General features: G+C 54.9%; 17 protein-coding genes and 2 pseudogenes. 5 read left to right on the top strand and 14 right to left on the bottom strand.

Annotated elements, in window-relative coordinates; genetic code table 11:
• Positions 1-26: 26 nt before the first annotated feature.
• From hfq to dusB, 7 genes are all read right to left on the bottom strand, one after another.
• Positions 27-275 carry an RNA chaperone Hfq gene (gene hfq / locus JCM17844_RS01630; RefSeq protein ID WP_149999573.1) on the bottom strand — a complete coding sequence of 83 codons (249 nt, stop codon included), beginning with the start codon at positions 273-275 and terminating at the stop codon, positions 27-29.
• 300 nt (positions 276-575) lie between these two features.
• Positions 576-1,952, bottom strand: coding sequence for a Trk system potassium transporter TrkA (gene trkA, locus JCM17844_RS01625; protein ID WP_149999351.1), 1,377 nt, complete (start codon positions 1,950-1,952; stop codon positions 576-578).
• A gap of 55 nt (positions 1,953-2,007) precedes the next feature.
• A complete protein-coding gene (gene ntrX / locus JCM17844_RS01620) occupies positions 2,008-3,405 on the bottom strand; it encodes a nitrogen assimilation response regulator NtrX (protein WP_149999350.1) in 1,398 nt (465 codons plus the stop codon).
• A gap of 33 nt (positions 3,406-3,438) precedes the next feature.
• Complete coding sequence (locus tag JCM17844_RS01615; protein WP_149999349.1) at positions 3,439-5,763, bottom strand: sensor histidine kinase NtrY-like; 2,325 nt, start codon at positions 5,761-5,763, stop codon at positions 3,439-3,441.
• A 109-nt stretch (positions 5,764-5,872) separates the two neighbouring features.
• Positions 5,873-7,318 (bottom strand): nitrogen regulation protein NR(I), encoded by a 1,446-nt coding sequence (gene ntrC, locus JCM17844_RS01610; RefSeq protein ID WP_149999348.1) that lies wholly within the window; start codon positions 7,316-7,318, stop codon positions 5,873-5,875.
• Positions 7,311-8,474 carry a two-component system sensor histidine kinase NtrB gene (locus JCM17844_RS01605; protein WP_149999347.1) on the bottom strand — a complete coding sequence of 388 codons (1,164 nt, stop codon included), beginning with the start codon at positions 8,472-8,474 and terminating at the stop codon, positions 7,311-7,313. Before JCM17844_RS01605 ends, ntrC begins: the two co-directional genes overlap by 8 nt.
• On the bottom strand, positions 8,414-9,475 hold the full coding sequence (gene dusB, locus JCM17844_RS01600; protein ID WP_149999346.1) for a tRNA dihydrouridine synthase DusB: 1,062 nt from the start codon (positions 9,473-9,475) through the stop codon (positions 8,414-8,416). Before dusB ends, JCM17844_RS01605 begins: the two co-directional genes overlap by 61 nt.
• Positions 9,476-9,527: 52 nt before the next feature.
• On the opposite strand from dusB, the gene JCM17844_RS01595 reads away from it, so the two are divergent.
• From JCM17844_RS01595 to JCM17844_RS01575, 5 genes are all read left to right on the top strand, one after another.
• The gene (locus JCM17844_RS01595; RefSeq protein WP_149999345.1) at positions 9,528-10,712 is read left to right on the top strand and encodes a bifunctional 2-C-methyl-D-erythritol 4-phosphate cytidylyltransferase/2-C-methyl-D-erythritol 2,4-cyclodiphosphate synthase; all 1,185 of its coding nucleotides are present in this window, start codon (positions 9,528-9,530) and stop codon (positions 10,710-10,712) included.
• A 10-nt stretch (positions 10,713-10,722) separates the two neighbouring features.
• Positions 10,723-11,220 carry a phosphatidylglycerophosphatase A family protein gene (locus JCM17844_RS01590; protein WP_149999344.1) on the top strand — a complete coding sequence of 166 codons (498 nt, stop codon included), beginning with the start codon at positions 10,723-10,725 and terminating at the stop codon, positions 11,218-11,220.
• 39 nt (positions 11,221-11,259) lie between these two features.
• Positions 11,260-11,676 carry a VOC family protein gene (locus JCM17844_RS01585; protein WP_149999343.1) on the top strand — a complete coding sequence of 139 codons (417 nt, stop codon included), beginning with the start codon at positions 11,260-11,262 and terminating at the stop codon, positions 11,674-11,676.
• Positions 11,673-12,167: a CinA family protein gene (locus JCM17844_RS01580; RefSeq protein ID WP_149999342.1), complete on the top strand. Its 495-nt coding sequence runs from the start codon at positions 11,673-11,675 to the stop codon at positions 12,165-12,167. The genes JCM17844_RS01585 and JCM17844_RS01580 overlap by 4 nt, the downstream gene beginning before the upstream one ends.
• Before the next feature lie 104 nt (positions 12,168-12,271).
• Positions 12,272-13,291, top strand: coding sequence for a hypothetical protein (locus JCM17844_RS01575; protein ID WP_149999341.1), 1,020 nt, complete (start codon positions 12,272-12,274; stop codon positions 13,289-13,291).
• Here JCM17844_RS01575 and JCM17844_RS01570 read toward each other — a convergent pair.
• The 7 genes and pseudogenes from JCM17844_RS01570 to JCM17844_RS01540 all read right to left on the bottom strand — a co-directional run bounded on the left by JCM17844_RS01570 (position 13,292) and on the right by JCM17844_RS01540 (position 20,872).
• A pseudogene (locus tag JCM17844_RS01570) lies at positions 13,292-13,737 on the bottom strand (type II toxin-antitoxin system RatA family toxin).
• Between the two features lie 19 nt (positions 13,738-13,756).
• Entirely contained in the window at positions 13,757-14,689 is a 933-nt protein-coding gene (gene lipA, locus JCM17844_RS01565) for a lipoyl synthase (protein ID WP_149999340.1), read from the bottom strand.
• A gap of 113 nt (positions 14,690-14,802) precedes the next feature.
• Positions 14,803-16,203, bottom strand: a complete 1,401-nt coding sequence (gene lpdA, locus JCM17844_RS01560; protein ID WP_149999339.1) for a dihydrolipoyl dehydrogenase — start codon at positions 16,201-16,203, stop codon at positions 14,803-14,805.
• A gap of 32 nt (positions 16,204-16,235) precedes the next feature.
• On the bottom strand, positions 16,236-17,570 hold the full coding sequence (locus JCM17844_RS01555) for a pyruvate dehydrogenase complex dihydrolipoamide acetyltransferase (protein WP_149999338.1): 1,335 nt from the start codon (positions 17,568-17,570) through the stop codon (positions 16,236-16,238).
• A gap of 355 nt (positions 17,571-17,925) precedes the next feature.
• Positions 17,926-19,320 (bottom strand): pyruvate dehydrogenase complex E1 component subunit beta, encoded by a 1,395-nt coding sequence (locus JCM17844_RS01550; RefSeq protein WP_149999337.1) that lies wholly within the window; start codon positions 19,318-19,320, stop codon positions 17,926-17,928.
• A 16-nt stretch (positions 19,321-19,336) separates the two neighbouring features.
• Positions 19,337-20,366, bottom strand: a pseudogene (gene pdhA, locus JCM17844_RS01545) (pyruvate dehydrogenase (acetyl-transferring) E1 component subunit alpha).
• A gap of 203 nt (positions 20,367-20,569) precedes the next feature.
• The gene (locus JCM17844_RS01540) at positions 20,570-20,872 is read right to left on the bottom strand and encodes an FtsB family cell division protein (protein ID WP_149999572.1); all 303 of its coding nucleotides are present in this window, start codon (positions 20,870-20,872) and stop codon (positions 20,570-20,572) included.
• Positions 20,873-21,099 lie beyond the last annotated feature (227 nt).

Raw genomic sequence — 21,099 nt, 5'->3', positions numbered from 1 at the left:
TCACTGAGGCAAACTTTGTTCAGCGGTCAATCGTCTTCGACATCCTTTTCAGGCTCGAATAAACTGATTGGACCTGAGGGCATGATAGTCGAAATGGCATGTTTATAAACCAACTGAGAATGCCCATCCCGGCGAAGCAGAACACAAAAATTGTCAAACCAGGTAACGACTCCTTGCAGTTTGACCCCATTCACCAAAAAGACGGTGACGGATGTTTTGGATTTTCTGATGTTGTTAAGAAAGACATCTTGAAGATTCTGAGTTTTTTCTGACATTTTTCGCCGTTCTTTTTTTGTTGACCGTGCCGACAAGCCTGACGTTTCCGTGGGCACAAGAAAAGAGGTCATTCGAGAAAATTCTCGAAGCATCCCATCTTGCAGAATCTCAGCCCTATTTATCAAACAAGCCCGATAAATCGCCAAGCTGAAATATATTCCTGCTGCACTCTCGGTTTTATCCAAGCCGCCAGCCCACAGCCAGTTTGACACGTTTGCTGCAAAGCGGCAATTCGTTAAGGGAAATTTGTTTCCATGGCTATCCCAAATGCTTATCCCCCTTAGCCTTGGTTTTGGCCTTTAGAAAAACTCAAGATGCACAGAGAAAAGCTGCTCTACGGTTTTGACGGACTCTGTAAGCGCCAAAACCACAACGCGATCACCCGGCTCGAACACCGTTTCACCGCGGGGAACAATCACTTTCGAGCCACGGGCAATGGCCCCGACCACCACGCCGCGCGGAAATTTCACCTGCCGCAGACTTTTCCCTGCCACCGATGAGGCTTCCAGAATTTCCGCTTCGATCACTTCTGCAGCACCATCGCCAATAGAGTGCAGATCCCGGATACGCCCCCGGCGGATATGGCGTAAAATGGTGGAAACTGTCATTTCTCGCGGGTCCACATGCACATCGATGCCCATGGAATCAATTAAAGGCCCATAGACCGTATTGTTGATAAGCGTTACAGCGCGGGCGCAGCCATTTTGCTTGGCCAACAAAGTGGCCAGAATATTCACTTCATCTTCATTGGTTACGGCCACCACCGTTTCCGCTTCCGACACATTGGCTTCACGCAGAATTTCCGGGTCTAAAGCATCACCGTGAATAACCACAGTGCGGCTCATCTTGTCGGCAACGAAAGCTGCACGCTCCTCATCATATTCAATAATCTTTACATTCAGGCGCGGCGTTCGATTTTCCAATCGGCGGGCCAAATTCAGCCCCACCGCTCCGCCGCCGATCACCACAATGCGCCGGGCGGCCTCTTCTTCATGGCCGAACACCCCCATGGCCCGTGCCACATGTTTGGTTTCCACCGCGATATAAACACCGTCGCCCACTTCCATATGGTCGTCCGCCAACGGCACGAACAATTTGCCGCCCCGCATGATTGCCAGAACCCGAACCCGCAAATCCGGGAACAATTCGGTCAATTGGCGCAATGGGGTCTCCACCACGGGGCAGTGTTCATCCAGCCGCAGCCCCAAAACCCGCACCTTATCATCGGAAAACGGCAAGGTATCGAAGGCACCGGGAACCTCCAGCCGTCGGTAAATGGCATCCGCCACTTCCACTTCGGGCGAGATCACCACATCAATGGGCAGATTGTCCCGGGTAAACAGATCGCTCCATTGCGGGTCCAAATAGCTTTGATTGCGGATGCGCGCTATTTTGGTTGGCACATTGAACAGGGAATGGGCGATCTGGCAGGCCACCATATTCACTTCGTCGGAAATCGTCACCGCGATAATCATATCGGCATCGCCCAACCCTGCCTGCTCCAGCAGGTTCGGATCCGAAGCATGTCCTTCAAGGGCCTGAACGTCCAACATTTCGCCGACCTTGCGGATCAGCTTTGCCGAGCGATCAATAATCGTGACATCATTTTTCTGGCCAGCCAGATAACGGGCGATATTCAGCCCCACCTGTCCCGCCCCACAAACAATGACTTTCATTCCATTTCCTCGCCTTGGGCTTTTTGGTCATCGGAAGAGAATGGATCAAAACGCCTCAAACGCTTTCGTCCTCACCCAAACGCCGTTCTTGTGTTGTCAGCCCCAAATTCTTGAGCTTCCGGTGCAAAGCACTGCGCTCCATACCGATAAAATTGGCAGTTTTCGATATATTTCCGGAAAAGCGGGTGATCTGCACGCGCAGATATTCCTTTTCAAACACTTCCCGCGCTTCACGCAAAGGAAGGGTCATCAAGGGCACCTCTCCACCGCCATGCAAAAGATCGTCGGCATCGCTGGTGATATCCGCAGGCAGCATGCCCAGATCAATCACATCCTTCCCATCAGGAGCCATGATCAGCATCCGTTCGATCACATTGCGAAGCTGGCGCACATTGCCCGGCCAATCATAAGCCTGAAGTGCTGCCAGCGCAGGCTCGGCAAAATCAAGCGCAAGACGCCCGTTCGCCGCAGCGACAGCCTTCACGAAATGCTCAGCCAGAAGCGGAATGTCTTCACGCCGCTCACTTAAAGACGGCACACGGATCGGCACCACGGACAAGCGGTGAAACAGATCTTCCCGAAACCGGCCCAATTCAATTTCCCGGCGCAAATCCCGGCTAGACGCCGAAACAACGCGGACATCCACTTGCACACGGGTATTAGAGCCCACCCGTTCAAAAGTTTGTTCGGTCAACACCCGCAGAATTTTTGCCTGTGTGGTGGTGGGCATATCCGAGACTTCATCAATAAACAAAGTGCCGCCATGGGCGCGTTCAAACAAACCCGTTTTCACCAGACCGCCATCGCGCTCCACCCCGAACAATTCCTGTTCCATGCGCTGCGGCTCCATCGAGGCCGCCGACACAATGACAAAAGGCGCGCGAAACCGCTTGGACCGGGCATGTAACAACCGCGCCGCCACTTCCTTTCCCGAACCGGGAGGGCCGGAAAACAACACCCGCGAATTGGTGGGAGCCACCCGTTCAATGGATTGACGCACCGTGTGAATGGCGGCGGAATCGCCGGTCAGTTCAAACACCAGCCCCACGCGGCGCTTCAGATCTTCATTTTCCCGGCGCAATTCTTCCGCTTCCGTTGCCCGCGAAACAATGAACAGCAACTGATCGGACTTGAACGGTTTTTCGATAAAATCATAGGCACCGCGCTTGATGGCGGAAACAGCCGTTTCCACATTGCCGTGGCCCGAAATGATAACCACCGGCAAATCAGGATGGCGGCGCTTGATAAGCTCCAGCACCTCAAGCCCATCCAAGCGGCTTCCTTGCAGCCAAATATCAAGAATCACCAAAGATGGTCGCCGCGCTTCCAATTGCGCCAAAGCACTGTCGCAATCATGAGCGACACGGGTTTGATAGCCTTCATCGCTTAAAATACCAGCAACCAGATCGCGGATATCGGCTTCATCATCAACAATCAGGATATCAAGCGCCATCAGCGCGTACTCCTTGTTACTTTATGCGGCAAATTACTGCGCCGCATATGCATCTTGTTTCTTTGATTCGCTCAGCTTTTTACGAAGTCGTGCCGTGGAAAAGCACAAAGACACGATGGCCCCGCCTTTGGGGGCATTGGCCAAAATCAACGTTCCTCCATGTTCTTCGGCGATCTTGTTCACAATGGCGAGGCCCAGTCCTGTGCCTTTTGCCCGTGTGGTCACATAGGGTTCAACCAAGCGATCCCGGTCTTCGGGCAAGCCGCGCCCATTATCACAAACGGCCAGCGTCACAGTGTCTTCGTCCTGCGTCAAAGAAATGGCAATCTCGCCGGGTTGCCTATCGCCTTCCGAAATGCGCCCGGAGATGGATTCATGGGCATTCTTCAACAGATTGGTCAGGGCCTGAGCCAACAACCGCCCATCGCACACCAACTCCACCGCTTCATCGGGCACGCTCAGATGATAGCGAATGTCGTCATTGCCCATTTCTTGCAAGAACACCGTCTGGCGCACAATGTCGCGTAGATTTTCCTCGCGGAAACTGGGAGCTGGCATCCGTGCGAACGAGCTGAATTCATCCACCATACGGCGCAAATCGCCCACTTGCCGAATGATGGTATCGGTGCATTGGGTGAACACGCCGGGATCTGTCACCACTTCTCGTTCATATTTCCGGCGCAACCGCTCCGCAGAAAGCTGAATGGGGGTCAGTGGATTCTTGATTTCATGGGCGATGCGTCGCGCCACATCCGCCCAAGCGGCGGTGCGCTGGTCACGCAGTTGATCCGTCACATCATCAAAGGTGACCACAAAACCGCTGATCGTCTTGCCATCGGCCTCGGCGGCAACCCGCACCAACAAAGTCCGCGCCTGTTCCTTGCGCATCACAGTGATTTGCGCCTGCGCCGTGCCTTGCATGGATTTCGCAGCTTCATCCAGCAGCGGCCCCATTTGCGGCGCGATCACATGCAGCGGCGTGCCCACAACATCATCAGGCTTCAGCCCCAAAAGGTCGCAAGCCGAACGGTTGGGCAAATGGATCACCCCTTGCACCGTCACCCCGAAAACCCCTGCAGAAACCCCTTCCAGCACTGTTTCCAAAAAGCTGCGCCGGTCATCCAGTTCACGGTTGGTGCTGACCAGTTCCCGCCTTTGCGCTTCCAATTTGCGGGTCATACGGTTGAAGGTACGCGATAAAACACCGATCTCGTCCGGTCCGCCCGGCCCTTCTGCACGGGCGGTCAAATCCCCTTGTCGAATACGGTTGGCCGCTTCAACCAACCGGCTGATAGGGGCCACAAGCCGATTGGCAAACCACAGGCCGATCCATACCGCAGCCAGCAAGATCAACAAGGTCACGACGATAAAGATCGCATTGGATCGAAACTGCACCGAAGAGCGCTGCCCCTCAAGCGTCCGGTAGGTTTCCACCGCCCGACGCGCTGCCTCCACATGGGCCGTCACTCGGGGATCAACCCGACGCCCTACATATAAGAAAGCATCATAAAAGCCATCGAGACGCGTGAGGGCCCGCACCTGATCGTCACCGGGATCGGCAATCACCACCTGTTCGCCACCGCTAACCCGTTGCATGACCGTTTCCGGAACGCGATTGGCCGATAAATCCAGATTGAACGAATATTTCGCCAGAATACGCCCATTGCCGGTGAACACGATCACTTCTTGCAAAGACCGGAACAGCGCCTGTTCCTGAACCATGGTTTGCAGCAAAGTCCGGTCACGTTCCGCCTGTGGGGCCGCCTGATTCAAATCATTGGCCATGGCGATCAGGTCCAGCTTGATGTTCTGCCGGTGCTCTTCGATATAGGCATCGGCAACTTCAAGGCTGTTGTTGAGCGCCCCGCGCACGGAATCGGAAAACCAATTCTGCACGCCATATTGCAAAAACAGCACCGACAATACCGCCATGATAACGGGCGGCACCGCAGCAATGGCCGCGAACAGCGCCACCAGACGCAAATGCAACCGCGATCCCGCCGATCCTTCCTTGCGGGCAAACCACACCCTTACCACCCGGCGCGCCACAAGAAAGGCAAGAGACACCAGCAGCATCAGATTGATCAGCAAAAGCGTGGCCACAAGGCCATCGGCCACATCCGTCGCAGCGCCTTTCCGGCTAAGTGCGATATATGTGGCAATGCCAGACCCCACGGCCACCACCGCCAGCGCAATTTCCAGCTTCAGGCCCAATCCCACACGCCGCGCCCATAAGCGCAGTCGCGTCATCCGCCTTGTGGCATGGCGCACAGAAGCGGGATCGGCTCCAAGCTCACCCGCAGGTTTTTGCTCTGGACCAGCCTGTGCTCCGGATATTTGGTCAGAAATGTTTGTCATTCTTTATCCATGCCATCGTCATGTGACCACACAGCAACAGGTGCAAGAATGCAACAACTTTATCATGGTCGAACCAAAGCAAAGGGATAACCGCTGATAAGTTTCCGGCCTAAAACCCATTGCGGGCCACATGAATACCCAATTCGCGGATTTTCTTGCGTAAGGTATTGCGGTTCAATCCCAGCAATTCAGCGGATTTAAGCTGATTTCCTTTGGTGGCCTTCAACGCCAGTTCGATCAAGGGCCGTTCCACTTCGCGCACCACCCGCGCGTGCAAGCCCGACGGCGGAAGATGCGTGCCATGGGCCTTGAAATATCGGGTCAAGTGATGCTCCACCGCATCTTTCAATCCGCTTTCACGCCAAGTACCCGTCCCGTTTTCCGATTCCGGTTCGGCATCCAGAATCTGCGCAATGGTGGACTCGCCGATGGTTTCTTCCGGTGCAAGAACACACAGCCTTTGTACCAGATTTTCCAGTTCCCGCACATTCCCCGGCCAGGAATATGCACAAAGACGAGACAAGGCTTTCCCGTCAAAGCGTTTGCCCGGCAAGCCTTGGGCCACGGCCCGATTGTTGAAATGCGCCAACAGATCGGGAATATCGCTCAAGCGCGCGCGCAGCGGCGGGATCGTCAAGGGCACAACATTCAAACGATAATAAAGGTCTTCGCGGAAACGATGCGCCGCGACCAAGGCTTTCAGATCTTTATTGGTGGCGGCGATGATACGCACATCGGCACGAATGGGCGTGCTTCCGCCCACCATGGTAAATTCGCCTTCTTGCAAAACCCGCAACAGGCGGGTTTGTGCCTCTATCGGCATGTCACCGATTTCATCAAGAAACAATGTGCCGGAATTGGCCTGCTCGAACCGCCCGACAGCGCGGCTATTGGCGCCTGTGAATGCACCGCGTTCATGGCCGAACAGATCGCTTTCGATCAAATCTTTCGGGATGGCCGCCATATTGACCGCCACAAACGGCCCTTTATGCCTGTGCCCCATATCATGAAGGGCGCGGGCCACCAGTTCCTTGCCGGTGCCGGATTCCCCCGTGATGGTAACCGTCAGATCGGTGGGCATCAACCGCGCCATAGCCCGATATAAATCCTGCATCACCGCCGACCGGCCAATCAACGGTATATCCGCTTGCGCCTCATCCTTGGGGGTTTGCACCGCATTTTGCCGGGCTTCCCTGGCCGCGCTTAAAACCGTGCGCTCCAGTTCATCCAGATCAAAGGGTTTGGCCAGATAATCGAAAGCGCCACGCTGTGTGGCCGTGACAGCCGTCATCAAGGTGTTTTGTGCACTCATCACAATCACCGGCATATGGGGATGCAGGTCACGAATTTTGGGAAGAAGATCAAGGCCATTGCCATCAGGCATCAGCACATCGCTTACCAGAACATCAAATCCGGCGGCTAAAACATGCTCCCAAAGCTGTGTACTATTTTCGGCCAGCGTGACTGTACAACCGCATGCCTCTAATGATTGCTTCACAACCAGCCGGATCGCCCGATCATCATCGGCCACCAAAACCCTGATCGGCTCATGCATTATCTTCCCCCTCCGCCCCGGTCGCGGCAGCAAATAACAAGGTAAAGCGTGCGCCGCCACCCCCGGCAACCTGCTTTTCCATGCCTGCATCCAGCTCCACAATGCCGCCAAGTTCGGCCACCAGCTTGGCTACCATCGCCAGCCCCAGCCCGGAGCCACCGTCCCGATCTGTGACAAATGGCTCAAAAATATGCTCTTTCAGATCGGTATTGATGCCCGGCCCGTTATCGGCAACCGTGACTTCTACCGGCAAATCAACAATGCCGCCTTCCGCCATCGGCATACGCAAACCATGACGATAGGCCGTGACCAGATGAATTTCACCACCCTTTTCCGGCACCGCTTCGGCGGCATTTTTCACCAGATTGAGAAAAATCTGCACCAGCCGGTCCCGTTCCCCGAAAACCGGCGGCAGGCTGGGATCATAGTGCTCAACGATGCGTATATGCTTGGCAAAGCCGCTGCATGCCACATCGCGCACATGGCTTAAAATCGTATGGATATTCACCGGACGGCGGGTAAAGGGGCGCACATCGGTAAAATTTTCCAACTGATCCACCAGCCGGTGGATACGGTCCACCTCTTCACGGATCAAGATCGCCATATCCTTACCCGACCCAGAGCTTTGTTTTTCTAAAAGCTGTGCAGCCCCCCGAATACCGGACAAAGGGTTTTTGATTTCATGCGCCAACATACCGGAAAGACCAAAAACCGTACGCGCCGCCCCTTCCAGATTGGAACGCCGCTGCAACACACCGGGCAAGCGCCGTTCTTCAAAAACCAGCAATACAGCACCGGACCTATCGGCAATATGCGCGGCCTGAACATCGGCCAACATACCCGCCAAATGGCCGGTAAGGGATAGCTCCCGCGCTACCACCACACCCGATCCGGCGCGGATGCGGGACAGCAAGGGCGCAATGGCATTGTCCGCCCCACCGAACAAGTCGGCGATGGTCATCCGGCATAAGCTGTCTTCGCCCAAGCCGAACAGGCTTTCGGCGGCCGCATTGGCAAAGCCGATTCCGTCTGCTTCATCCACCATAAGCATGGCCAGCGGCAAAGCATTGAGGATATCTTTTTGGGATTTTTCGGTCAGGCTAGAGGATGTCCCGTCCGGCTTCCCCTTCCCCGGCCCGCCATCGGTTCTGGCCATTTTAGGCCGCGGCAGATTTCAGCAAGTCTATAGAAAGCCGCAACCGCATCCAGAACTTCAGAATAATCAGATATCTGATTGACCCGATTGCGAAATTCAGCAGATTCAGGAAGACCTTTCGTGTACCATCCCAGATGCTTACGCGCCAGCCGCACGCCCACAGTTTCTCCATAATGGGCGATCATATCGCGGTAATGCTCCAAAACCAGCTCCGCTTGCTCTTCAAGGTCGGGATCGGCAATGCGTTGCCCGGTTTTCAGATAATGCCGCACCTGATTGATAAACCAGGGTCGCCCATAGGTGGCGCGGCCCACCATCACACCATCGGCCCCGGAAAGCTCCAGCGCTTTATCGGCATCTTCCACGGTGTTGATATCGCCATTGACGATCACCGGCACCGACACTACCTGTTTCACATTTTTCACAAAGGCCCAGTCGGCATGGCCCCGATACATCTGGCACCGGGTGCGGCCATGAACCGTAATCATCTTGATCCCCAGATCTTCGGCAATGCGGGCAAGTTCCGGAGCGTTGCGGCTGTTATCATCCCAACCTGTGCGCATTTTCAACGTCACCGGCACCGACACTGCATCCACCGTTGCCTTGATCAGGCTTGCGGCATGGTCCAGATCCCGCATCAAGGCTGATCCGGCATAGCCATTCACCACCTTTTTCACCGGGCAGCCCATATTGATATCGATGATATCGGCCCCCAGTTCTTCGTTTAGCCGGGCCGCTTCCGCCATGCTTTCCGCCTTGCAGCCCGCAAGCTGCACCGACACCGGACGTTCATCCAATGTGGCCTGCGCCTTTTTCATTGAGTCGCGGGTGGCACGGATCATCGCCTCCGAAGCGATCATTTCCGTCACCAGAAGCGATGTGCCAAACCGCTTGACGAGACGCCGAAAGGGTTGATCCGTCACCCCCGACATGGGAGCAAGGATAACCGGGTCCTTTATCTCGACCGGTCCGATGGTTATAGAAGGCGCAAGTCGCGTCATGATGCGCGGTCCACTTTCATTTCCGAACATGCCTAAAGTTTGAGCACTCTATATGTCACAGTCACAGGTGAATGCAACAAATCCACCACGCATTGCCGTTTTAATCGTTGCCGCCGGACGCGGATACCGGGCCGGTGGCGGCATCCCCAAGCAATATCGCAAGCTGGGGGCCGATTATGTCTTGAGCAAAACCATCCGCGCTTTTGCCTGCCATAAACGCATTGATACCGTGCGTGTTGTCATTCATCCAGACGACCGGGCCTTTTATGACGAGGCCGCCCGCGATTTTGACATTGCTCTACCAACCCATGGCGGCGCAACCCGGCAGGCATCGGTGCGTGCGGGGCTTGAATCTCTGGCCGATAGCGCGCCAGACATTGTGCTGATCCATGATGCGGCCCGGTGTTTTATCTCACAAGCCGTTATTGACCGGGTGATTGACGCGGTGGATGCCCAAACCGGAGCGATCCCGGCCCTTGCCGTAACCGACACCATCAAGCGGGCCAATGGGGATCATGTTGAAACCACGGTGCCGCGTGACCTGCTTTGGCGTGCACAAACACCGCAAGGCTTTCCATTTTTGCCGATCCTGAACGCGCATCGACAGGTGGCGGACAAAAATCTGGATTTGACCGATGATGCCGCCGTTGCGGAATTTGTCGGCCTTAAGGTGCGTCTTGCCCAAGGGGATGAGGAGAATATCAAATTGACCAACCCGCAAGATTTTCAGACATCCCATTCTGTGGCCCTTGAGCCGCGGACCGGCAATGGCTTTGATGTGCACCGCTTTGAACCGGGGGATCATCTGTGGCTGTGCGGCGTGAAGGTGCCCCATAGCGCCAAATTAAAAGGCCATTCCGATGCGGATGTGGGGCTGCACGCGCTTACCGATGCCATTTTGGGCGCATTGGCCGATGGGGATATCGGCACCCACTTCCCGCCCGACGATCCGCAATGGAAAGGGGCGGCCTCGGATAAATTTCTCAGCCATGCCGGTGATTTGGTGACAAAAGCCGGTGGACGCATCACGCATTGTGACGTGACATTGATCTGCGAGCGCCCTAAAATTGGGCCGCACAAGAGCACCATGCGCACACGCATTGCAGAAATTCTTGAAATAGCGGAGGCGCGTGTTTCAGTAAAAGCCACAACCACAGAAGAATTGGGGTTTACCGGCCGCCGCGAGGGTATCGCTGCGCAGGCAACCGCCACTTTGTTGCTCCCGTCTTTGGAATAGGAATATCCCCATGCCCCTTCTCGCCCGCGCCATCGCCACCTTGTTCGGCATCGGCTTTTTAAAGCCCGGCCCCGGCACATGGGGATCTTTGGCCGCTGCCATACTGGCCTTTCCCATTGTAAACTATCTGGGCATCTGGTGGCTTGTTGCCGGTACATTGCTGGTAAGCACCATCGGTATTTGGGCGGCAGAAGGCTATGAACGACTAAGCGGGCGGCATGATCCCAAAGAGGTGGTCATCGATGAAGTGGCCGGGCAATGGCTCACATACCTCCCCATGCTGTTTTTTGCTGATATTTCCTTCGATTGGCGGTTTTATGCCCTTGGTTTTGCCTGTTTCCGGTTATTTGACATCCTGAAGCCCTGGCCCATCCGCACGGTGGATCAACAACTTCCCGGCGGGGTGGGCACCATGGCAGACGATCTTTTGGCCGCCATACCCGCCGCCTTCTTGCTCTGGGGCCTTTATTGGGGCCAATCTGTTATTGGTTTCTATCTGGGTGCATGACGTTCAGATAAGCTGACCCGCCATAAGAAAGGAAAAAACATGGCTGACGCTTCATCCTATATCACCGGGCTTGGCGGTGTGTTCTTCAAATGCGCAGACGCGGATAAAACCCGTGAATGGTATGCAAAAACATTGGGAATGCCCATTGATCCCAGCTATGGCGGTGTCGGGTTCAAATGGCGGCATATGGATGCGCCCGATACAGTTGGCCAAACAATCTGGAGCCCGTTTTCCGGTGAAACGGATTATTTTGCGCCATCAAAATCCGATTTCATGATCAATCTTCGGGTCGCCGATCTGGATGGGCTTTTAAAGCATCTGAAATCTCAAGGGATCGAATCTGTGGGCGATGTAGTCGATGAGGTCTATGGGCGCTTTGCCTGGATTATCGACCCTGATGGTCGCAAGATCGAGCTTTGGGAACCAAAGGGCGAGGAGGAAAACTTCTCCGAATGAGCACATTCCCCCCATGTTTGATGGAGGAAGCGCGGGCGCTCGTCGCGGCCTGCCGCGCCCGTAAAATCCTTGTTGCAACAGCGGAATCCTGCACTGGTGGACTGATCGGCGGCATGATCACCGAAATCGCCGGATCATCGGATATTTTCGACCGGGGTTTTATTACCTATTCCAATGAAGCCAAGATGGAATTGCTGGATGTTGCACCGCCTTTGCTTAAAACCCATGGGGCGGTATCAGAGCCGGTGGCCCGCGCTATGGCGGAAGGGGCGCTCGGCCATTCCCGTGCCGATATGGCTGTATCTGTCACCGGCATTGCAGGCCCCGGCGGTGGCACGCCGGACAAGCCTGTGGGCCTTGTGTGGTTTGGATTGGCGCACAGAGGAGGCCAAACAATTGCACAAGAACATCGCTTCGGCGATTTAGGCCGCCACGATATTCGTCTTGAAACCGTTCGGCAAGCAATCCGCCTTTTAACACCTACGCACTAATCTCCACCCTTGATGGCGCCCAAAACCCGGGGCGGCCTTCGGAATAGCGAGTCTCACCGGCTTGTGTGCTGCATGTGGGGGAAATTCCCCCTATCTTGTATCTTATGAGTTCATATACGCGCCGCGCCGCCCTCACCCTCGCCTTGATGCTTTCCAGCCTGCCGTTCAAGGTGGACGCGCAGACCGTTTCGGCGGGCGATCGTCTCAATCTCGGTCTGGCCATGAAAATCGCCACGGAATTTGGCGAACAAGACTGGCCGCAAATGGCCCAGGCATCACGCACCACCTTGCTGATTGCTCCCGACGAACAGGCGATCATCTGTTTGGATGATGCCCCCGAAGGGTTTGAGCGACAGAGCGATGACCTGCTGGATTGCCCGATTCATTTGGCAAAAACGCCGCATAATCCCTATCGCATCCGCGCCTTCACCACCTTTGGCCGAACGCCGACCGTGATTATCGGCTCCCCCTATAGCGCCGAGCCTTTTGCCCTATGGATCGGCATCTGGTTGCACGAACATTTCCACCAATATCAGATGTCCCGGCCCGATTACCGTGTTGAGGCAGAAAGTCTTGGCCTTGCCGAACCGGGCGATAGCGCCGGCGCATGGATGACCGATTATGATTTCCCTTTCGCAGACAAGTCTTTGAATGAAGCCTTTGATAAAGTTGGGCGCACCGCACTTTCTGCATTGAAAGCAGCAGACAACGACGCCCTTCGCAAGGGAGTGGAGGCCCATATTCAGGCCTTGAACGATTTTGAGGCCATTGCCGGACCGCGTTCGACACGATGGGCGGCCTTTACCGCATGGCAAGAAGGCACAGCGGATGCGTTTCAGATCCATATGCTTATGAAAACGGCTGAAAATGCGCAGACTTTCGGTTTGGACGGCCAAAAATCAAATTTCCTGAGAACCGCCAAACGCCAACAGGCGCAAATGGAAAGCCGCCTGCGGTCAGCCGATCTGGCGCGGGACAAAGTTCTGGCCTTCTATGCACTGGGGGCCGCACAAAGCCAAATTCTGGAACGATTGAATACGGATTGGAAAACCCGTTATAGAACCGAGCCTTTTACGCTGAAATTGCTTTTGGAACAGGCCATTTCCCGGCCATCGGGGCAGTGATCAGCTTTTGGAGCCTTGACCATAGATTTTGTCGGCCCGTTGCTCGAAAGCCCGAACCATGCGGCTCACGGCTTCTGTAAAAACGGCACCGGCCAAGCGCTCGAACAAATGGCTTTTAAATTCAAAGTCCACACAAAAATCAATGGCACAGCACCATCTTCCACATCATGGAAGGTCCAGTCATTGTGCAGATAGCGCAAGGGGCCTTTGATATAATCCACCCGCACATGGCGCGGATTATCTAAAGTCACGCGGGAGGTAAAGCGTTCCTTGAACACCTTGAACCCCACAATCAGATCAGCCTGAAAACTGTTTTCCCGCCGGTCATATACCCGTGCGCTCACAAGCCAAGGCAAAAACTCCGGATATACCTCCACATTGGCAACCAGATTGAACATCTGTTCCGGGCTATAGGGCAGATATTTGCGTTCTTCATGATGAGGCATAAGGCTGGCTGAAATCCGGTTAGTCTTGCCTTGCCGTCTTGGCCAGTTTTTCTTCCCGCGCTTTACGCATGCGCTCAAAATCCTCACCGGCATGATAACTGGATCGGGTCAGCGGCGATGCGGATACCATCAAAAAGCCTTTGGAGCGTGCCAGCGTTTCATAATTGGCAAATTCATCAGGGGTAACAAAGCGGTCCACCGCCGCATGGCGCGGCGTGGGTTGCAAATACTGGCCAATGGTCAGGAAGTCGATATCCGCCGAGCGCATATCATCCATGACCTGCGACACTTCCAGCCGCTCTTCTCCCAAACCCACCATGATCCCCGATTTGGTGAAGATCGACGGGTCTACCCGCTTTACCGTTTCCAAAAGCCGCAAGGAATTGAAATAGCGTGCGCCAGGGCGAATGGTGGGATAAAGGCGCGGCACCGTTTCCAGATTGTGGTTGAACACATCGGGGCGGGCTTCGGCCACCCGTTCGATCGCGCCGATTTTATGGCGGAAATCAGGGGTGAGGATCTCAATGGTGGTTTTGGGGGCGCGTTTCCGCAATTCCTCGATCACCCGCACGAATTGGGTTGCGCCGCCATCATCCAGATCATCCCGGTCCACCGAGGTGATAACGATATGCTCCAGCCCCATTTCACCGCAGGCTTCCGCCACATGCACCGGCTCCAATGGGTCCACCTTGCCCGGCATGCCGGTTTTGATATTGCAAAAGGCGCAGGCCCGCGTGCAAATATCTCCCAGAATCATCACCGTCGCATGTTTTTTCTGCCAGCACTCACCGATATTGGGGCACGCCGCCTCTTCGCATACGGTGTTCAGCCCCAAGCGTTTCATGAGCTTTTTGGTCTCGCCGAATTCCTTCGACATGGGCGCTTTCACGCGCAGCCAATCGGGCTTGCGTTTGTAGCTTTTATTGTCGCGGATGGGCGTTACATCACTCATAAAAAAATCCCGGTCCAAGGAACTGGCTATGGGGCCAACATAAGCCCCCTGCCCCTAAAAACAAAGGGGCAAGGTGCAAAGATCAGCCATGCAGTCTGGTATGGCCACGCCTTTTAGTAATGAATGGCGCGGTCATAGGCGTCGAGCACACTTTCATGCATCATTTCCGAAAGGGTCGGATGCGGGAAGATGGTGTGCATCAACTCGGCTTCCGTCGTCTCCAGCGATTTTGCCACCGCATAGCCCTGGATCAGTTCGGTCACCTCCGCCCCGATCATATGAGCTCCCAGAAGCTCGCCGGTTTTTTCATCGAATACGGTTTTGATAAAGCCTTCGGGCTCGCCCAGTGCGATGGCCTTGCCATTGCCGATGAAGGGGAATTTACCCACTTTCACCTTATGGCCCGCCTCTTTTGCCTGCTTTTCTGTAAGCCCGACCGAGGCCACTTGTGGCCGCGCATAGGTACAACCGGGGATCAGGTCTTTCTTCATAGGGTGAAGGCCTTTGACGCCGGCGATTTTTTCAACGGCAATGACCCCTTCATGGCTGGCTTTATGGGCAAGCCAAGGCGGGCCGGAAATATCCCCGATGGCCCAGATGCCATCAACACCGGTGCGGCCCCATTCATCGGCCACCACATGGCCACGGTCCACCTTCACCCCGGCCTCTTCAAGGCCAAGATTTTCCACATTGCCGGTGATGCCGATGGCCAAAATCATCCGGTCCACGGTCAGTTGCGTGGTTTTACCGTCTTTGCCTTTGATATGGGCGGTCACGCTATCGGACTTGGTGTCGATCTTTTCCACACTGGCGCCAAGGACGATCTTCATGCCCTGCTTTTCAAACTGCTTCTTGGCAAAAGCCGATACGTCTTCATCTTCCACCGGTAAAACGCGGTCCATCATCTCGATGATGGTCACCTCCGCCCCCATATCGCGGTAGAAGCTGGCGAACTCCACCCCGATGGCCCCGGACCCTACAACCAGCAGGGATTTAGGCATAACCTCCGGCGTCATGGCATGTTTATAGGTCCAGACCAGCTTGCCATCGGCCTTCAAATGCGGCAGTTCTCGCGCTCGCGCACCGGTGGCAAGAATGATGTCCTTGGCTTGCAATTCGGTGGTTTTTCCGTCCGCCTTCACGGTGATCTTGCCTTTGCCCTTGAGCTTGGCTTCTCCCATGATGGTGGTCACTTTATTTTTCCTGAGCAGCCCCTTCACACCGGCATTCAGCTGCCCAGCCACCTTGCGCGACCGTGTAACCACTTTCTTAAGATCAAACCCTACCTCTTTGACAGACAAGCCAAAATCGGTTGCATTATCCAGATAATGTTTAATCTCGGAGGTGCGCAAAAGCGCCTTGGTGGGGATACAGCCCCAATTGAGGCAAATGCCGCCCAGATGCTCACGCTCGATGATCGCGGTTTTCAGGCCCAATTGCGCCGCACGAATAGCGGCCACATAGCCACCCGGCCCCGCGCCGATCACGATCAGGTCGAATTTTGTCTCGCTCATCTGTTTGTCCCTTTATCGTGTTCCGGCAATCATCACAAAAGCATGGTCATGGGGTCTTCGATATAGCCCTTGAAGGCCTTGAGGAATTCCGCACCGATAGCCCCGTCCAGCACCCGATGATCCACCGCCAATGTCACCGTCATCACCAGTTTGATGGCCACCGCATCGCCATCGACCACAGCGCGCTTTTCCCCCGCACCAACGGCCAGAATGGCCCCTTGCGGCGGATTGATCACCGCCCCGAATTCGCGGATGCCGAACATTCCCAGATTGGAGATCGAAAAGGTACCGCCCTGATAATCTTCGGGCATCAGCTTGCCGTCACGCGCCTTTGTAGCTAGGTCCTTCATTTCACTGCTGATCTGGGCCAGCCCTTTTGATCCGGCATCGCGCACCACAGGGGTAACAAGCCCGCCATCAACGGCCACCGCCACAGAAATGTCCTGCCGTTTGAACAGATAAGCCTTGTCGCCTGCGAACATGGCATTGGCCTGTGGCACTTTTTTCAGTGCCAAAGCAGAGGCGCGAATGATGAAATCATTGACCGATATCTTGACGCCCTCGCCTTCAAGGCGGGCATTCAGCGCCTTTCTTTGCGCCATCAGCTTTTCAAGTTCCACATCTATGGTGAGATAGAAATGCGGCACATGGGATTTGGATTGGGTCATGCGCTTGGCGATAACCTTACGCATTCCGGACAATTTCACTTCATCATAAGGCACATCCGCTGGCGGTTCAAAGCCCGGCACCTCAACCCCGGCCGGTGCCGGAGCCGTTGGGGCTGCCTTGCCCTGCGAGGCCGCCTTATCAGCAGGTGCAGGGGCCGCTTTGCCATCTTTGGCCGCTTCGATATCGGCTTTCACGATCCGCCCTTTCGGACCGCTGCCTTTGATCGCCGCAAGATCCAGGCCCAGTTGCTGGGCCATACGGCGCGCCAAAGGTGAAGCAAATATACGGCCACCATCATCGGATACGGGCACCGCAGGCGCTTTTGCATCAGCTGCCTTGCTATCCTTATCTTGCGAGGCTTCCGGCTGCTTTGCAGGAGCTTCGCTTTCCGATGCCTTTTGTGTAGACCCGCCAGATGCATCACCACCGGCCCCTTCAAGGGCGCTTTCGTCTTCACCGTCTTCCAGCAACAAGGCGATCACATCATTCACCGGCACATCTTCCGTGCCTTCCGCAACAACGATCTTGCCCACACGCCCTTCATCCACCGATTCCACTTCCATGGTGGCTTTGTCGGTTTCAATCTCGGCGATAATGTCACCCGATGAAACCTCATCCCCTTCTTTCACCAGCCATTTGGCCAGCGTTCCCGTTTCCATGGTTGGCGACAGCGCCGGCATAAGAATTTTAATGGGCATGAAACTGTTCCCTCTTCTGTGCGGGGCGACACGCTGATGATGCGCACCTGTTCGAACCTAGAGCATGCCCCTTTTTGCACAGGGGCGCGAAAAATCTCAATGCCGAGATTGATTATCCTGTCGGCACGGCAGGATAGGCTTTTTGATCCAGCGGGCTGACCTCTAGCCCGGTATCATCCGCCCTGTTCCGGCCTCTTCCTCTACTATGGATAAAATCCGAAAAAATGTTACCTTTTTCCATTTTATCAAACAGTTAGAAAAAAAGTGGCACATCAAAGGTGGTACAAGTAGAGCAGAAAAGGAAACCCGCCCCACATGCAGGAACGGGCTTCCTTAAAATTCGGCCCCGCCAAGTTCAATCGCGGTAGCACACTTTTTTCACAGCCTTCACAATGCGATCCGGCGAAAGCAGCCACAGCTTTTCCAGATTGGCGGCATAAGGCGTGGGCGTATCTTCATCGCTCACCCGCAATACCGGCGCATCCAGATAATCGAACGCATCTTCCATCAATCGCGCCGAAATCTCGCTCGCAATAGAGCAAACGGGCCAGCCTTCTTCCGCGACCACACAGCGATTGGTTTTGCGCACCGATTGAACCACCGTCGGCAAATCCAAGGGCCGCAAGCTGCGCAGATCCACCACTTCCGCCTCGATGCCTTCTTCCGCCAAAGTTTCAGCCGCAGCCAAGGCCTCGCGAACAGCAATGGAATAGGCAACAATGGTCACATCCGAGCCTTGGCGCACCACTTTCGCCTTGCCGATGGGGAGCACGAAATCATCCAGTTTCGGCACATCGAAGCTTTGGCCGTAAATGATTTCATTTTCCAAAAACACCACCGGATTGGGGTCGCGGATCGCCGCTTTCAACAAGCCTTTGGCATCCGCAGCAGAATAAGGAGCCACCACCTTCAGACCGGGGACAGAGGCATACCAGGACGCAAAATTCTGGCTGTGCTGTGCCGCCACCCGCGCCGCCGCCCCATTGGGGCCACGGAACACCACCGGCACATCCACTTTGCCACCGGCCATATAGCGCTGTTTGGCCGCTGAATTGATGATATGATCAATGGCCTGCATGGCGAAATTGAACGTCATGAACTCGACCACCGGCTTCAAGCCACCAAGCGCCGCCCCGGTGCCAAGACCGGCAAAGCCATATTCGGTGATCGGCGTATCAATCACGCGTTTATCGCCGAACTCTTCCAGCAAGCCCTGGGTAACCTTATAGGCACCTTGGTATTCCGCCACTTCTTCGCCCATGACGAACACCATGTCATCATGGCGCATTTCTTCGGCCATGGCATCACGCAGGGCTTCCCGCACCGTTTGCTTGACCATTTCCGTACCGGCAGGAATTTCTTCTTCATCGGCGATCATCGGCTCGGCAGGGCGCGTTGGGCGCTCCGCCGGTTCGTCATTATCATCAGAGGCGCTATCATCGGCTTTTGTCGCAGAGGCTTTTTCAGCAGCTTGTGCACCAGCCCCATCCAGCGCGGCTTTGTCTTCGCCATCTTCCAGCAACAAGGCGATCACATCACCGACGGGCACATCTTCGGTGCCTTCGGCCACCAGCAATTTCCCGATGGTGCCTTCATCCACCGCTTCCACTTCCATGGTGGCCTTGTCGGTTTCGATTTCGGCGATGATGTCGCCAGCGGCAACACTGTCCCCTTCCGACTTCAACCATTTGGATAAAGTCCCCGACTCCATGGTCGGCGACAGCGCGGGCATCGTGATTTCAATGGTCATAGCTGTCTCGCGCTCCTCAAGACTCGACGAGAATGTCGGTATAAAGCTCGGATGGATCGGGTTCAGGGGCATTGCGGGCATAATCCGCAACCTCCGACACCTCGTCCTTGATCTCTTTATCGATGGATTTCAGCATATCGTCCTCGACACCGTCTTCCAGCAACCGCTTCTTGATAAACTCGATGGGATCGCGTTCTTCACGGGTGGTTTGCACCTCATCGCGTGTGCGGTATTTCGCCGGATCGGACATGGAATGGCCACGATAGCGATAGGTTTTCAATTCCAGAAGAATCGGCCCATTGCCTTCGCGCACATGCTTCACAGCCGCATCGGCAGCCGCCCGCACTTCAAGCACATTCATGCCATCCACCAGCTTGCCGGGAATACCGAAGCTTTCTCCACGCTTGTAAAGCTCTTGCTGCCCCGAAGACCGGGCACAGACGTGCCCATGGCATATTGATTATTCTCGATGATATAAATCACCGGAAGATTCCACAGCTTGGCCATATTGAAGGCTTCATAGACTTGGCCCTGATTGCTGCGCCATCGCCAAAATAGGTCAACACCACATTATCGGCGCCCTTATATTTGGCTGCAAAGGCAAGGCCCGTGCCCAAAGGCACCTGCGCGCCAACGATCCCATGCCCGCCAAAAAAACCGGCTTTGGGGTCGAACATATGCATCGACCCGCCCTTCCCCTTGGCAATGCCGCCAGAACGGCCCGTCAATTCCGCCATTACAGATTTGGGGGAGGCCCCGCTGACAATGGCATGGCCATGGGCGCGATAGCCGGTAATGATGCTATCCCCTTCTTTCAGAGCCGATTGAAAGCCAACAGCCACAGCTTCCTGACCAATATACAAATGACAAAATCCACCGATCAGGCCCATGCCATAAAGCTGGCCGGCCTTTTCCTCGAAACGGCGAATGAGTGTCATCTGTTTATAAAAGTCCAGCATCTCATCGCGGCTGGCCTTATATTCAGGCAATGCCTTTGCGTTGCTGCCGGACGTTTTGCTGGATCGGGGGGGAGAAGTCTTTGCCATCAAGCGACCCGTCTTCAGGAGGAACAGGATATAAATTCGGTTGCATAGGAAATGATTGTCCATTTCCAGCCCGGCACCTTTCCATCAGGTCGCCAAGCCGCTTCCATCAATATCGGTGGGGACGCTTGTTTTCAAAGGAAAAAGCGCCCGACTTCGTGCGCAAACCATATTGCAGCGCAACAAAAAAACCACCGGATACCAAGCTAATAAGGGGTGATCAGGCGATCAGGGTCAAGCACAACAACCTCGTCGGGATGAACAAATCCAAGGGATCGCCGCGCTTGTTCATCCAGCATATCAGGATCGAGATTGTCCGGCCGCAAGAGAGCCACACGCGCCTCAAGTGCCTGGCGCTTATCAGCTATGCTCTCAGCGCGCAACTCCAAAACCCGGGCTTTCTTCTCTAGCTCCCGTAAAGCCAACAAGCCATGCTCCCCCTGAATCGCATGAAACAGGAAATAGCCGAGCACCATGATCAACAAGGCGGGCACGACGGCACGACGCATGCGGCGCTGTATGGAAATGCTGGATCTCATAAATGAATCGAATCACATGCGCCATGTTCGATCAAGAAAAAATTGTGGAGATTCAATTTTTTAGTCCTTGTTTTTAAAAATGGGGAACGAACGGCCAAGTCTTTGACAGGATTCAGAAAATCATAAAATAAACCCACCACAGGCATCAAATTTCACCAAAATAGCCTATTTATCTTGACATTTTATCCTATTTGGAT

This window comes from Iodidimonas gelatinilytica (genome assembly GCF_008579125.1).
GTDB lineage: Bacteria > Pseudomonadota > Alphaproteobacteria > Sphingomonadales > Rhodothalassiaceae > Iodidimonas > Iodidimonas muriae.
The sequence above is the reverse complement of the archived record's forward strand: the minus strand, read 5'-3'. Positions and strand labels throughout refer to the sequence as shown.

Bases quoted from the DNA above. Each gene is read 5' to 3' on its own strand.
- hfq (WP_149999573.1), bottom strand. From the start codon at position 275: ATGTCAGAAAAAACTCAGAATCTTCAAGATGTCTTTCTTAACAACATC.
- trkA (WP_149999351.1), bottom strand. From the start codon at position 1,952: ATGAAAGTCATTGTTTGTGGGGCGGGACAGGTGGGGCTGAATATCGCC.
- ntrX (WP_149999350.1), bottom strand. From the start codon at position 3,405: ATGGCGCTTGATATCCTGATTGTTGATGATGAAGCCGATATCCGCGAT.
- JCM17844_RS01615 (WP_149999349.1), bottom strand. From the start codon at position 5,763: ATGACAAACATTTCTGACCAAATATCCGGAGCACAGGCTGGTCCAGAG.
- ntrC (WP_149999348.1), bottom strand. From the start codon at position 7,318: ATGCATGAGCCGATCAGGGTTTTGGTGGCCGATGATGATCGGGCGATC.
- JCM17844_RS01605 (WP_149999347.1), bottom strand. From the start codon at position 8,474: ATGGCCAGAACCGATGGCGGGCCGGGGAAGGGGAAGCCGGACGGGACA.
- dusB (WP_149999346.1), bottom strand. From the start codon at position 9,475: ATGACGCGACTTGCGCCTTCTATAACCATCGGACCGGTCGAGATAAAG.
- JCM17844_RS01595 (WP_149999345.1), top strand. From the start codon at position 9,528: ATGTCACAGTCACAGGTGAATGCAACAAATCCACCACGCATTGCCGTT.
- JCM17844_RS01590 (WP_149999344.1), top strand. From the start codon at position 10,723: ATGCCCCTTCTCGCCCGCGCCATCGCCACCTTGTTCGGCATCGGCTTT.
- JCM17844_RS01585 (WP_149999343.1), top strand. From the start codon at position 11,260: ATGGCTGACGCTTCATCCTATATCACCGGGCTTGGCGGTGTGTTCTTC.
- JCM17844_RS01580 (WP_149999342.1), top strand. From the start codon at position 11,673: ATGAGCACATTCCCCCCATGTTTGATGGAGGAAGCGCGGGCGCTCGTC.
- JCM17844_RS01575 (WP_149999341.1), top strand. From the start codon at position 12,272: ATGAGTTCATATACGCGCCGCGCCGCCCTCACCCTCGCCTTGATGCTT.
- lipA (WP_149999340.1), bottom strand. From the start codon at position 14,689: ATGAGTGATGTAACGCCCATCCGCGACAATAAAAGCTACAAACGCAAG.
- lpdA (WP_149999339.1), bottom strand. From the start codon at position 16,203: ATGAGCGAGACAAAATTCGACCTGATCGTGATCGGCGCGGGGCCGGGT.
- JCM17844_RS01555 (WP_149999338.1), bottom strand. From the start codon at position 17,570: ATGCCCATTAAAATTCTTATGCCGGCGCTGTCGCCAACCATGGAAACG.
- JCM17844_RS01550 (WP_149999337.1), bottom strand. From the start codon at position 19,320: ATGACCATTGAAATCACGATGCCCGCGCTGTCGCCGACCATGGAGTCG.
- JCM17844_RS01540 (WP_149999572.1), bottom strand. From the start codon at position 20,872: ATGCGTCGTGCCGTCGTGCCCGCCTTGTTGATCATGGTGCTCGGCTAT.